The sequence below is a fragment of the Peptoniphilus sp. SGI.035 genome (genome assembly GCF_050315115.1).
GTDB lineage: Bacteria > Bacillota > Clostridia > Tissierellales > Peptoniphilaceae > Peptoniphilus_A.
In genome coordinates this window covers 14,655-28,812 of the sequence record NZ_JBNPOJ010000007.1, presented here as the reverse complement: position 1 = coordinate 28,812, position 14,158 = coordinate 14,655, and the positions used below count along the sequence as shown (strand labels likewise).

Annotated in this window: 13 protein-coding genes and 1 riboswitch; all 13 genes read left to right on the top strand. The window is 30.7% G+C overall.

Annotated features, from left to right (window positions below; genetic code table 11):
• Nucleotide 1: 1 nt before the first annotated feature.
• Complete coding sequence (locus tag ACQRC6_RS04940; protein WP_427848001.1) at nt 2-1,318, top strand: aldehyde dehydrogenase; 1,317 nt, start codon at nt 2-4, stop codon at nt 1,316-1,318.
• A 4-nt stretch (nt 1,319-1,322) separates the two neighbouring features.
• Nucleotides 1,323-2,432, top strand: coding sequence for an iron-containing alcohol dehydrogenase (locus tag ACQRC6_RS04935; RefSeq protein ID WP_075660166.1), 1,110 nt, complete (start codon nt 1,323-1,325; stop codon nt 2,430-2,432).
• Nucleotides 2,433-2,493: 61 nt separating this feature from the next.
• Entirely contained in the window at nt 2,494-3,759 is a 1,266-nt protein-coding gene (locus tag ACQRC6_RS04930; protein ID WP_427848000.1) for a sensor histidine kinase, read from the top strand.
• Nucleotides 3,760-3,768: 9 nt separating this feature from the next.
• Nucleotides 3,769-4,770 (top strand): AraC family transcriptional regulator, encoded by a 1,002-nt coding sequence (locus ACQRC6_RS04925; protein ID WP_427847999.1) that lies wholly within the window; start codon nt 3,769-3,771, stop codon nt 4,768-4,770.
• 5 nt (nt 4,771-4,775) lie between these two features.
• Nucleotides 4,776-5,921, top strand: a complete 1,146-nt coding sequence (gene metK / locus ACQRC6_RS04920) for a methionine adenosyltransferase (RefSeq protein WP_075660168.1) — start codon at nt 4,776-4,778, stop codon at nt 5,919-5,921.
• 7 nt (nt 5,922-5,928) lie between these two features.
• Complete coding sequence (locus tag ACQRC6_RS04915; RefSeq protein WP_427847998.1) at nt 5,929-6,792, top strand: hypothetical protein; 864 nt, start codon at nt 5,929-5,931, stop codon at nt 6,790-6,792.
• A gap of 20 nt (nt 6,793-6,812) precedes the next feature.
• On the top strand, nt 6,813-7,460 hold the full coding sequence (pduL, locus tag ACQRC6_RS04910) for a phosphate propanoyltransferase (protein ID WP_427847997.1): 648 nt from the start codon (nt 6,813-6,815) through the stop codon (nt 7,458-7,460).
• 4 nt (nt 7,461-7,464) lie between these two features.
• The gene (gene eutJ / locus ACQRC6_RS04905; RefSeq protein WP_075660171.1) at nt 7,465-8,292 is read left to right on the top strand and encodes an ethanolamine utilization protein EutJ; all 828 of its coding nucleotides are present in this window, start codon (nt 7,465-7,467) and stop codon (nt 8,290-8,292) included.
• Nucleotides 8,282-9,700: an aldehyde dehydrogenase family protein gene (locus tag ACQRC6_RS04900; protein ID WP_075660172.1), complete on the top strand. Its 1,419-nt coding sequence runs from the start codon at nt 8,282-8,284 to the stop codon at nt 9,698-9,700. The genes eutJ and ACQRC6_RS04900 overlap by 11 nt, the downstream gene beginning before the upstream one ends.
• A 183-nt stretch (nt 9,701-9,883) precedes the next feature.
• Nucleotides 9,884-10,025, top strand: a riboswitch (Lysine riboswitch).
• A 66-nt stretch (nt 10,026-10,091) separates the two neighbouring features.
• On the top strand, nt 10,092-11,378 hold the full coding sequence (gene lysA, locus ACQRC6_RS04895) for a diaminopimelate decarboxylase (RefSeq protein ID WP_427847996.1): 1,287 nt from the start codon (nt 10,092-10,094) through the stop codon (nt 11,376-11,378).
• Nucleotides 11,379-11,388: 10 nt separating this feature from the next.
• Nucleotides 11,389-12,552, top strand: coding sequence for an aspartate kinase (locus ACQRC6_RS04890; protein WP_293557492.1), 1,164 nt, complete (start codon nt 11,389-11,391; stop codon nt 12,550-12,552).
• 11 nt (nt 12,553-12,563) lie between these two features.
• Nucleotides 12,564-13,436, top strand: coding sequence for a 4-hydroxy-tetrahydrodipicolinate synthase (gene dapA, locus ACQRC6_RS04885; RefSeq protein ID WP_427847995.1), 873 nt, complete (start codon nt 12,564-12,566; stop codon nt 13,434-13,436).
• A complete protein-coding gene (gene dapB, locus ACQRC6_RS04880) occupies nt 13,433-14,158 on the top strand; it encodes a 4-hydroxy-tetrahydrodipicolinate reductase (protein ID WP_427847994.1) in 726 nt (241 codons plus the stop codon). The genes dapA and dapB overlap by 4 nt, the downstream gene beginning before the upstream one ends.

The window sequence follows — 14,158 nt, the reverse complement described above, 5'->3', positions numbered from 1 at the left end:
TATGAATAAAAGATCGGTTTTTGATACTGTTTGTGAGGCTATAGACGCCTCAAAATCAGCTCACAAATTATATATAAAGCTTGGCATTTCAGATAGAGAAGAAATAATAAGAGAATTAAGAAAAGAACTTTTAAATCATGTAGATGAACTTGCACAAATTGGCTATGAAGAAACTTGCATGGGATGTGTTGAGGATAAAGTAGTAAAAATAAAACTCGCAATAGAAAAAACTCCAGGTACAGAAGATTTACTTTCTGAAGTTTTGACAAAGGATAAAGTTATGACACTTTATGAGTACTCAGCATTTGGAATAGCTTGTGCAGTGATGCCAAGTACAAATCCGGTTGCAACAGTTATAAATAATGTTATAGGTTTACTTGCGGCAGGAAATTCTGTTATATTATGTCCTCATCCGAGAGCAATAAAAGTAACTAAATATTTAACAGATATAATTGCAACTACAATATTAAAAGTATGCGGCATAGATAATCTAGTCTCTACACTTTCTGAAGTCAGTATGAAAAATATTTCTGAGATAATGCATCATCCAGATGTGAATCTACTAGTAGTAACAGGTGGAAGTGATATTGCAAGGCAGGCAAATAAATGCGACAAGAAAGTAATATCAGCAGGATCAGGAAATCCAACTTTTATTGTAGATGAAACAGCGGATATTGAAAAAGCTGCAAATTGCATTGTAAGAGGTGCAAGTTTTGATAACAATATTTTATGTGTAACAGAAAAAAATATAGTAATTGTAAGTTCTATTTATGAAAAGTTTAAAAAAGCTCTTGAAAAAGAGAATGTATTTTATATTGATACTTTTGATGATATGTTAAAACTTTCAAAAGTTTTATTGACAGAAGATATGAAGCCAAATAAATTTTTAGGTGGAAAAAGTGTTAATGAAATTTTAGATTTTGCAGGAATAGAATTCCATGGAGATTATAGATTAATTGCTGTAGATGTTCCGAAGATTCATCCATTTGCAATAGAAGAACTTTTAATGCCTGTAATTGCAATAGTTAAAGCTTGCAACTTTGAAGACGCACTTGAAATTTCTTTATGCCTGGAACAAGGACTTCGTCATACAGCTGGAATACATTCAAATAGTATAGAGAGATTGAATATAGCTGCAAAGACAATGCAAACTTCAATATTTGTAAAAAATGGTTGCTCTCTTGATGGAATAGGATTTTCTGACGACAATCCTGTGAGCTTCACAATAGCAAATAGATCTGGTGAAGGTTCAACAAGTGCAAGAAATTTTGCACGTAGGAGAAGATGTGCTTTAATAGACGCTTTTTCAATAAGGTGATTAAATGAAAAAATTAAAAAATGGAACAGAAATTGTATTTGGGGCGAAAGCCTTAAGTGTATTACAAAAATTTGAAAATAAGAAAGTTTTAATAATGACCGATTCTTTTATTTCAAATAGCGTTTTAATGAATACTCTTTTAAGAAATATAAAATCATCTAACAAAGTTATTATATATGACAAAGTAAATCCAGATCCAACACTTGATCTTGTTGGTGAAGCACTTACTATATTTATAAAAGAAAATGTTGATATTTTAATAGGCTTCGGAGGAGGATCTTCAATAGATTCTTCAAAGGGAGTAATTTACTTTGGAAATGAAGTACTTAAAAAGGATATTTATTTTGTTGCAGTACCGACAACAAGTGGCACAGGGTCTGAAGTTACTAGCGTTGCAGTTATAAAAGACAATGATACACATATAAAACATCTTTTACAAAGTGATAATATGCTTCCAAATTTAGCAATTTTAGATTCAGCATTGTTAAAAGAATTGCCGAGAAAAATAATTGCTAACACAGGTATTGATGTATTGACACATGCACTTGAAGCATATGTAGGGAAAAATAGAAGCTCTTTTTCAGACGCTTTATCTGAAAAAGCAGGAGAATTAGTTGTTAAATACTTATATAGAAGCTTTTTAAAAAACAGAGATGTTGAAGCAAAAGAAGAAATGCACTTAGCTTCTATGATGGCAGGAATGTCATTTGAAGAGGCAGGTCTTGGAATAAATCATGCAATAGCACATCAAATAGGAGCATTATTTTATCTACCTCATGGACTTTGTAATGGTTTAATACTTAATGAAGTAATAGACTACAATGCAAAAGATAAAAAAATAAAATCTAGATATGCAAACTTCGCAAGAAAAATTGGTATTTCCAATGCAAAAACTGATGACGAATCCCTAAACAGTCTAAAACAATTTATAAATACATTGCAAAGGATAATGAATATGCCAAAGAATTTAAGCGAATGTAATGTAGAAAGAGAAAAAGTGTTAAGAGAAATGGAGACACTTACAACAAATGCACTGAAGGATAATTGTATGAAGACTGCTCCTAAGAGTATTACAAAAGGAGAAATAAAAGAAATAATTGAAAAAATATATTAGCTTATATAAACTTATTTTTAGTACAATTGGATACGGAGGGGTTTAAGTGCACATTAATAAGATGAATATACCTAATATAAAAATTAATGAAAAATATACAAATGGAAAAAATGCTGAAGATCTTTATTCTATATTTGGCAAGGAGTATTTAGAGCAAATACAAAGAGTTATTTCTGATGTTACTGGACTTGCCTTTGTGACCATTGACTATAAAGGTCAACCTTTAACGGAAATGACAAATTTTTCTAAGAGATGTAAGTATATTAGACAGACGCCAATGCACAAGAAAATATGTGAGCTTTCAGATGCATCTGGTGCTATAAGAGCCGCAGTTTCCAAGAAAACATCTATATATTTTTGCCCATTTAAATTATTAGAAGTAGCTATACCAATAATTATAAATGATAAGTATCTTGGAGCTTTTATAGGTGGACAAGCAATTTGCTCTGATCCTCCGGAAAAAATTCTTCGTATGCAAGATCAACTTTTATTAGAAGAAATTGATTTTAGTAAGCTGGATTTTTTTGATGAAGATGCAGATGCTAAAAAATATACTTACAGAGAATTTGAGTCGACAGTAAAATTAGTAGAACTTATAATTTCTGAATTAGTAAAGAGAGAGGCAATTTCAAGTTACCACGAAAAGGAAAATAAAAGTAAAATCAAAGCTTTAGAAGAAAAGCTAGCTCAAGTAGAAGAAAAGAATTTAGAATTAAAAAAGAAAATTTCGTCTATTAACAATACGGTTAATTTATTATTTTTAAACAATATGATGGAGTCAATTTCAAATCTTGCATTGATAGAAGAAGCTGAAATTACTAGTAAATACAGTGAACATTTTAGGAAATTCGTTATGAATTTTATAGATGTAGAATCAAATTCAGCAAATTTTATTTACAAGACATTAATTGAGTATTTTAAAATGAAGGAAATTCAATATAGAGACAGATTAAAATATGAAATTAGTATTGAAGATGACGTAAGAGAAACAAAAATGCCTTTTAAAGCTTTGATTACTTATGTAATTATAATGTCTTATCTAGGGCTTAATTTTAACGAAGATGATTATGAAATAAAAGTGCATCTAAAGAAAGATAGTGAATATTTTATAGCAATTATAGAAGATAATGGATTAGGAATTTCCGAAGATTCATTTGAAAGATTTAAAAGCACTCATATTGTCAGTACTGAGATAGAAGATATCAATAAATATCTTAGACAGATGGAAGAAGATAGTTTAAATATTTTTAGTGGAGATCTACAAATAAAGATAGAAGAAAATAGTAAAAATACAAAAATATTCATGAAATATCGTTTAAATAGTTAGGATGATTGAATGTATAGTGTTTTATTAGTAAGCAATCAGATCTTAATAAGAACTGCTTTGAAAAAGACAATTGAGAGAAATAAAAATTTTTATATCAAAGATGAAGTTAATACTCCAAAGGAGGCGATTGATTTAATAAATAAGGAAAACATAAATATAGTGTTTTCTGAATTTATGATGCCTTCTATGAATGGCAAAGATTTTATAGATGTTGTTAAAAAAGAGAATAAAGATATAAAGGTTTTTTTGGTGACATTTCCATCTGATTTGTTCTCAAGAGAATATAAAAATATAGATTTAAACCAAGTAATACTTAGACCTATAACATATGAAAAAGTTGAAGAGAAGTTAAAACTATATGAAAAAGATTATAAAAATTTTAACGAAATTAATCTCGTATTAGAGATGCAAAAAGAAGTTAATATGAATGATTTCTTTGCTATATACGAATATTTGACAAAATATATTGATAAATATGATTTTAAAAATAAAGAAGTAGAAAATAAAGTTCAAATAAAAAATAGTTTAAAAAGCATTGCAAATAGAATTATAAATTTAAACAATATTACAGATGAAGCAAAAAAAATAGAAAAAGAAATACCAATCACAAATGCAATTGTTTCAGATTCGAGGCTATGTAAAAACTGGATGTTTAAAATTTTAGAATATTATTTTAAGAGAAAAAGTACTATAAATTATCCAATACTTGAAAATGTTCTACTTTATATTGACGAAAATATTGACAAAAATATATCTCTAAGCGATGTGGTAAAAGAATGTAATATATCACAGGGTTACTTAAGTAGACTTTTCAAATCTGAGTACAATATGACAGTTGTTAATTTTATACACTTTAAGAAGATAAACTTGGCAAAGGAATATATAGTTTTGGAAAATCAAAGCATATCAGATGTAGCTTTTAATTTAGGTTATAACGAATATGGATATTTTAGTAAGGTATTTAAAAAATATGAACAGGAAACAGTTGAACAGTTTAGAAAAGCTAGGTGAAATAAATGAATAAATTTATCGTTACATCCGAGTCTGTAACTGAAGGACATCCTGACAAAGTTTGCGACTTAGTGTCAGATTCAATTTTAGATGAATATTTAAGAGGAGACTTTAACTCAAGAGTCGCTGTTGAAAGTATGATATCTAACAATCTTTTAGTTTTAGCAGGTGAAGTTACATCAAAAGCAAAAGTTAATGTTGAAAAAGTTGCAATAAACACTATTAGAGAAATAGGGTATTCTACAGATGAATCAGGTTTTGATGTAGATAAAGCAATAGTACTTACAAACATTGATGAGCAATCAAAGGACATTGCTAGGGGAGTTAATCGTGAAAAGATTTGTGCAGGAGATCAAGGGTTAGTATATGGATACGCGACAAATGAAAGTAAATCATATCTTCCACTATCTAGTGAACTTTCACACAGACTTAGTAAGAGACTTTCTGAAGTTAGAAAAAAGAATATAATTGCTGGATTATACCCAGATGGGAAATCGCAAGTTAGCTTAGTTTATGAAAATAATATGCCTTCTTATGTAAAATCTGTAGTTTTAGCAGCTCATCACAGAGAAAGTAAAGACATTACAGCGCTTAGATATGAATTGATAAAGGAAGTAATTTTAAAAGAAATTGACAGTTCGCTCCTTAGAAAAGACACAGTAATTCATATAAATGCCACAGGAAGATTTACAATTGGTGGTCCTAAAGCAGACGTTGGACTTACAGGTAGAAAAATTATAGTTGATACATATGGTGGAGTTGGACGTCATGGTGGAGGAGCTTACTCTGGTAAGGATCCATCAAAAGCAGATAGATCCGCATCATATATGGCAAGATATGTTGCTAAAAACATTGTTGCAGCAGGACTTTGTGATAGATGTGAAGTTCAACTTGCTTATGTAATTGGTAAAGAAAATCCAGAAAGTGTTTATATAAATACTTTTGGAACAGAAAAAATAAGCTTGGATAAAATTTATAAAATAGCAAATGAAGTCTTTGATTTAAGTATTGATGCAATAATAAGGAATTTGAAATTACAAAGGCCAATATATAAAAATACAGCCGCTTATGGACATTTTGGAAGAGATGAAAGCGATTTTACATGGGAGAAAACAGATAAAAAAAATGAAATAAAAAATTTAATAAAGTAGGTGTAATATGGATATTTTAACAATATTTGTAGGTTTTGCTGGAGGATTTTTCGGTGCAGCTTATGGTTCAATACCGGCATTTATAATAACGGGTGTATTTGCTTTAGTAGGCTCAGCTTTGACAATTGCAGGAGTAATAGACTACACGGTAGGTTCAGTTGCCTTTGGACCATTCTTTGGACCTCATGTATCTTTTGCAGCAGGGGCAGCAGCAGCGACATATGCCGCAAATTATGCTAAAAAATTAGACAGTTCACAAAATGTTTTAGCATCTTTATTTGGATTAGGAGATATAAAAACATTATTAGTAGGTGGTCTTTATGGAGTAGTTGGAATAATTTCATTTACATTAGTTGAAAAGCAAAAGTATTTTGTAACAGATAGTCCTGGATTTAGCGTATGCGTTGTACTATTTCTAAACAGACTTATACTTGGCAAAACTTCTCTTATTGGATCGTTAAAGAATGGAGAAAAGAGAGAAATTTTATCAAAAGATGAAGCTATAATGAATGGTATCGTTGGTTTTTTATTTGGACTAGGAATAGCAATTATAGGGAAAGTTTTAATAGATGCAGGAGTTGGGAAAGAAGCCATGGGTGCATATCCTGTATTTGTTTTTGGGTTCTCAGCAATATCACTTATATTCCTACAGATGGGATTTTCTATTCCAATTACACACCATATAACTTATCCGGCTGCTACAACTTTTGTGCTGACAGGAAATGTATATTTTGCAGCTTTAACAGGATTAATTAATGGAATACTCTGGGTTATTGCAGGTAAAATCTTTAACTCACATTGTGATACATACATTGACCCACCAGCCGTTGTTATTGCATTAAGTATTTTTGTAATAAATTTAATATTCTAATATAAGGAAAAGGAAGTAATATGTTGGACAATAATGAACTTGTAAAAAAAATAACAAAAGAAGTTAGTAGGAGAATTGATAATATAAATAAGCATAAAATTGTTGTAGGAGTATCCAATAGACATGTACATCTATCACAAGAAGATCTGGAAAGTTTGTTTGGGAAAGGATACAAGCTCACTGAGAAATCAACATTGAAACAACCAGGACAATTTGCTTCAGAAGAATGTGTTATAGTTCGTGGACCAAAGGGTGAATTTAAAAACGTAAGGATTCTTGGCCCTGTGAGAAAAAAATCGCAAGTTGAAATATCTTTGTCCGATTCCTTTAAACTAGGAGTAAAAGCTCCGATAAAAGAATCTGGAAAACTTGAAGGTACACCAGGTATAGAGTTAATAGGACCATGTGGAAGTGTTAAATTAGAAGTTGGAACTATAATAGCTTTAAGACATATACATATGAGACCAGAAGATGCAGATTTTATGCATGTAAGAGATGGCGAATTTGTAGATGTGGAATTCTTTGGAGAAAGGAAAGCTATAATGGGCAATGTACTAGTTAGAGTTAGCGATAAATACCAATTAGAAATGCATCTTGACACAGATGAAGCAAATGCAGTTGGTATAAAAACTAATGACTATGCAGTAATAAGAAAATTTGCAAGGTGAGAAATTGATTAGTAATAAAGAAGTTTTACAGCTTTCAGAACTTATAAAAGAAGAAAAATTTATAGATTTTAAAAACAAAGAATTAAAAGTAGGGGTTGATCTTGGTACTGCAAACATTGTACTTGTAGTTGTCGATGAGAAAAACAAACCTATAACTGGAATTATTAAACCGGCTAAAGTTGTAAAAGATGGAGTTGTAGTTGACTATATAGGTTCAATAAGTATAGTTCGTGAGTTAAAAGAAAAGCTTGAAGAAAGACTGGGAAGTAAGCTTATATATGCATCATGTGCAATTCCACCGGGAATAGATCCTAGAAGCACTAAAGCAATAGCAAATGTAGTTGAATCTAGTGATTTTATTGTAACAAATATAATTGATGAACCTACAGCCGCTGCAGAAACTTTAAAAATAAGTGATGGAGCAATAGTTGATTTAGGAGGTGGTACTACCGGTATAAGCCTTTTAAAAGGTGGAAAAGTAATAGGATCGTGGGATGAAGCCACAGGTGGGCATCACATGAATTTAACTATAGCGGGATATTATAATATTGATTTGGATAAAGCTGAAGAGGTGAAGATTAATTCCAATAACAAAGATATATTTGCCATAGTAAAACCGGTTTTGGAAAAAATGGCAACTATAGTAAAAAATTATCTAGAAGGAAAAGAAGTTGATTCGCTTTATCTAGTAGGTGGTTCATCTAATTTTGATGGAATTGAAGAATTATTTGAAAAAATAACTGGAATAAAAACTTATAGAAGTAAAGAAGCGTTATTAGTGACGCCACTTGGAATAGCAAAGAGTTGTTTAGGAGGAAAAAATGGAAAATAGTATGATAGAAGATATTGTAAGACAAGTAATTGAAGACTTAAAAAAAGACGAGGAAATTAGTTTCGAAAGTCAAACAAAAAATAGTATGAATAATTATGGAGTTTTTGACAATATGGATGAAGCCATAGATGCAGCAGATAGAGCTCAAAAACAACTCTATGAACTATCATTAGATGAACGAGATAGATTTGCAAATGTAATAAGAAAAACTATATTAAAAGAAGATAATTTAAATTTAATGTCTGTAATGGCGGTTGAAGAAACAAAAATTGGTAGAGTAAGTGATAAGAAAATAAAAAATAGAGTTGCCGCACAAAAAACACCTGGTAAAGAAGATTTAAAAACAAACGCACTTACTGGCGCAAATGGATTAATGATTGAAGAATATTGTCCATTTGGCGTAATAGGTTCAATTACACCAACAACGAATCCTACAGAAACAATAATATCTAACTCAATATCTATGATAGTTGGAGGAAATGCAGTGGTATTTTCACCGCATCCTCGTGCAAAGAAAACTTCAATATTATTAATTCAAATGTTAAACAAAGCATTAGTTGAAAATGGAGCACCAGAAAACTTAATTACAATGGTTAAAGAACCATCAATAGAAGCAACAAATGAAATGATGAAAAATCCAAAGGTAAGACTTCTCGTAGCAACAGGAGGACCGGGAATTGTAAAAACAGTTTTATCATCAGGTAAAAAAGCGATTGGTGCAGGAGCAGGTAACCCACCAGTAGTTGTAGATGAAACAGCTGATATTAAAAAAGCGGCAAAAGATATAGTTGATGGATCAAGTTTTGATAACAATGTTCCATGTATAGCAGAAAAAGAAGTATTTGTAGTAGAAACAAAAGCAGATGACTTAATATATTACATGAGACAAAATGGAGCATACTTACTTGATAACGAAACAGATATAAAAAATCTTGATGAATTAGTAAGCCAAGAAAATGGAAAACCTAAGACAGAATTCGTAGGAAAAGATGCAAAGTATATACTAGAAAAAATTGGTATAGAAGTATCAGAGGATATTAGACTAATAATATTTAAAACTAACAAATATCATCATCTAGTACAAGAAGAAATGATGATGCCAATACTTCCAGTAGTGCCAGTTCCAAATGTAGATGAAGCAATAGAATGTGCTCACGAAGCAGAACATGGAAATAGACATACAGCAATTATGCATTCTAAGAATGTAGATAAACTTTCAAAAATGGCAAAACTACTAGAATGCACAATTTTTGTTAAAAATGCACCATCGTATTCAGGAATAGGTGTTGGAGGAGAAGGCTCTACAACTTTCACAATTGCTGGACCTACAGGTGAAGGGATAACAAGTGCAAAGAGTTTTTGCAGAATAAGAAGATGTGTAATTAAAGATTCATTTAACATTAGATAAAAATTAAATAAAAATATATATTTATTTAACACTCCAAAATCATTCTTGAGATTTAGGAGTGTTTTCATGTATAAAAGAGGCTCTATAATCTTTAAAACATGTTATAGAACCTAAATAAAATTTTTAAAACACTTGCAAAGTTATAAACTCTATGTTATAGTAAATGACAATTAAATAATGATCGATGTTTAGAGAGGTCGCGATTTTTAAGAGTAGGTTAACGAAAGGAAAAATCGCCGAAGGAGAAATCCTGGGGATGCAGAGAATATCTGTATAACTGTCACATTAGAAATGCCCATTTCTTTTGTAGTGCGCTCTATTCATTGAGGGCAAAAGAGAATTTTAACTATGAGTCTTTTGCTCATAGTTTTTTTGTTTTAAGGAGAGTTTTATGAAATTATTTGGAAATTTAAATGTGGTAGATAATGAAATATATTTGGGAAAGTATTCCATGAACTATTTGAAAGAAAAATATGGAACGCCACTTTATATTGTGGATGAAGATTTTTTTAGGGAAACTATTAGAAAATTTAAAAATAATTTTAAATCTAATAAATTCAATACAAATATTTTATATGCCTCCAAGGCTCTTTTAAATAAGTATATTGCCAATGTTGTTTGTGAAGAGGGTATTTCAATTGATGCTGTAAGTGGCGGTGAAATTTATACGATTTTAAATTCAAAGATGAGTGCAGATAAAATATATTTTCACGGAAATAATAAGTTGAAAAAAGAACTTGAATTTGCCGTTGACTCTGGTGTTGGAAAAATTGTAATAGATAATGTAAGCGAGATAAATAAGCTTGAAGCTATTTTAAAGGAAAGGAAAAAGACGCAAAAGGTATTAATTAGACTTAATCCTGGAATTGATGCTCATACTCATGAATATATTGCAACTTCAAAAAATGATTCTAAGTTTGGTCTTTCGATTTTTTCGGATGATATATTTGATGTTATTAAGAGAGTAGCTAATTCAAAATATTTTGAACTTCTTGGTTTTCATGCACATATTGGCTCACAAGTTTTTAGAGAGGAATCTTTCTTTTCTGAAGCAGATGAGATGATAAATTTTATAAAAAAAGTTAGTGATAAGGGCATTAGAATCGAAGAACTTAACTTAGGCGGAGGTTTTGGAATTTATTATACGTCTGAAGATTCTCCCTTTGAAATTGAAGGATTTTTAAAGAGGTATATTAAAAAAATCGAAGAGTTTTTAGAAAAAAATAATTTAAAAATAAAAACTATTACCATAGAACCAGGCAGAAGTTTAATATCAAATGCTGGGCACACACTTTATACTGCGGAAATTATTAAAAAAACCTATGGTGGCAAGAATTTTATATTTATAGATGGTTCAATGAATGACAATATAAGGCCTGCGCTATATGGTGCAAAGTATGAGGCTTCTATTGCAAATAAATTTAATGATAATTTAGAAGAAGTATATACTATTGCAGGTAAATGTTGTGAAAGTGGAGATATTATTATAAGGGATATAATGCTTCCAAAGGTAGAGGAGGGAGACCTCATCTTAGTTTCATCTACTGGAGCATATAATTATTCAATGTCTAGTAATTATAATAGGGTTGAAAGACCTGCCATGATTTTTGTATCAGATGAGGTAAAGGTTGCAGTTAGAAGAGAAACATATGAAGATTTAATGAGAAATGATTTGTAATAGGTGAATTATGAAAAATGTTGTTATGAAATTTGGAGGGAGTTCCGTTGCAAATGCAGAAAAGATTATGAGTGTTGCAAGGAACTTGGTCAAGAGAAAGAGAGATTTAAACAATGTAGTCTGTGTAGTTTCTGCAATGGGAGATACCACGGATATTTTAATAAAAAAAGCTCAAGAGATAAATAAAAAACCTCAAAAGAGAGAGATGGACGTTTTGATGGCTACGGGAGAACTTGTATCCTCATCACTTCTTGCAATGGCAGTTGAATCTTTAGGAGAGAAGGCAATATCTTTAAGTGGAGCACAAGCAGGATTTAAAACTTATGGGAGATATGGATTCAGCAAGATTTTAGATGTAGATACAAAATATGTTGAAGAAAAACTTAGAGATAATTACATTGTAATTGTGGCAGGGTTTCAAGGGATTAATGAAGTAGGAGATACTACAACGCTTGGACGTGGAGGTTCAGATACATCAGCTGTTGCCCTTGCAGCTAAGCTTGGATGTGATTGTGAAATTTACACAGATGTTGAAGGAATATATACAGTAGATCCGAGATTCTATAAAAATGCAAAAAAACTTTATCGCATAAGTTATGAAGAGACTATGGAAATGGCACATCTTGGTGCAAAAGTAATTGATCCAAGAGCTGTGGAGCTAGCACAAAAATATGGAGTAAAGCTTTATATTGCACTAAATACTTGCAATGTCTTGGGAACTGTAATTGATAAGGAGGAAAATGTGGAGAAAAGTATTATAAGAGGAGTTTCATCAATAGATAATATTTTGCTTGTAAATAAAAAATTAGAAAATCAAAGTATTGCAGATTTATTTTCTGAACTTGCAAAAAAAGAAGTTAACATTGATGTTATAAATCAAAGTATTATTGGAGATGAAGTTTATGTTTCCTTTACATCAGTAATAGAGGAGAAGGATACAATTAATTCAATTGGAGATGGATTTAATTTTATAGAAAATGTATCAAAAGTTTCAGTGATTGGAAATGCAATGAGAACTGAACCCGGAGTTGCTGCAAGGATATTTGATGTACTTAATGCAAATAATATTAAATTTTATCAAGTTTCCACATCGGAAATTTCCGTATCAATAATTGTAGATACAGTTATTAAAGAAAAAGTTATGAAATTATTTATTAGAGAATTTGATTTATAAGGAGAGATATTATGACTTTATTTACTGGTAGCGGTGTTGCAATAGTAACACCATTTAAAGAAAATTTTGACGTAGATTATGCTAAACTGCAACAACTATTGGACTTTCATTTACAAAATGAAACAGATGCAATAATAATAGTAGGAACAACTGGAGAAGCGTCTACGATGACAAATGAAGAACAAGCAGAAACTGTAAAATTTACAGCGGACTATATTAATGGCAGAATCCCAGTTATTGCTGGTGCAGGATCAAATGATACAAGACATGGTATGTTGCTTTCAAAAATGTGCGAAGATGCTGGGGCAGATGGACTTTTGCAAGTAACTCCATATTATAATAAGACTTCACAGAGGGGATTAATAGAACACTTTAAAAAAATTGCAGAAAGTGTAAAAATTCCAATGCTTTTATACAATGTGCCAGGAAGGACGGGAATGGGCATTGATCCAAAGACACTTCTTGAGCTTTCAAAAATAGATAATATAATTGGAATGAAAGATGCAACTGGCGATTTATCCTATGCTGCAAAGGTAAGAAGTCTTGTAGGTTATGATTTTGACATATATTCAGGAAATGACGATGTTACAATTCCACTTATGAGCCTTGGGGCAAGGGGAGTTATTTCTGTTATAGCAAATATATTTCCAAAAAAAATTCATAATATGACTAAATTGTATTTAGATGGAGAGATAGAAAAAGCAGCTAAACTTCAAACGGATTTAAAAGAATTAAACGATGCACTTTTTGTAGAACCAAATCCAATTCCTGTAAAAGCAGCTATGAATTTACTGGGATATGAAGTAGGAGGGCTTAGACTTCCACTTTTTGAGGCAAGTGAAGATACAAAACATAATTTAAAGAGAATACTAGGTGTGAAATGAAAATATTTATAGTTGGAATAACAGGAGCAATGGGCAGGACTTTCTTTAATTTAGATGGAGATTTTGAAATAGCAGGTGGATTTGCAGAAAAAGAGGATAGAGAGAAAAATATTTATAATAACTTTGAGGATGTAGATGTAGATTTTGATGTAATTATAGATTTTTCAAATAAGAGTATAGTAGATAAGACTATAAAATTTTCAGTAGAGAAGAAAAAGCCACTTGTAGAAGCAACAACAGGTCTTAGCGAAAAGACTATGAATAATTTAAAAAAAGCATCAGAAGAAATTCCAGTAATTTATTCAAGAAATTATTCCTTAGGCATAAATGTAATGGAGAAGATTGTAAGTGAGCTTACAAAAATGTTAGATGGTTTTGACATAGAAATAATAGAAGCTCATCACAATAAAAAGAAAGACGCTCCAAGTGGTACGGCATTAATGCTCTTGGATGCAGTTAAAAAAGAAAGAGATGTTTCTGAAATTTATGATAGGACAAAGATTCACGAAATGCGCAATAAAAATGAAGTAGGTATTTCAAGCATAAGAGCAGGCACAATAAATGGAGATCATACAGTTATCTTTGCAGGAGATAGTGAGATACTTGAGATTAAACACAGTGCAGGGTCAAAAAATATTTTTGCCAATGGAGCAATAAAAGCAGCTAAGTTTTTACTTGGAAAGGAAAAAGGTCTTTATATTTTTAAAGATATATTAGAGTAA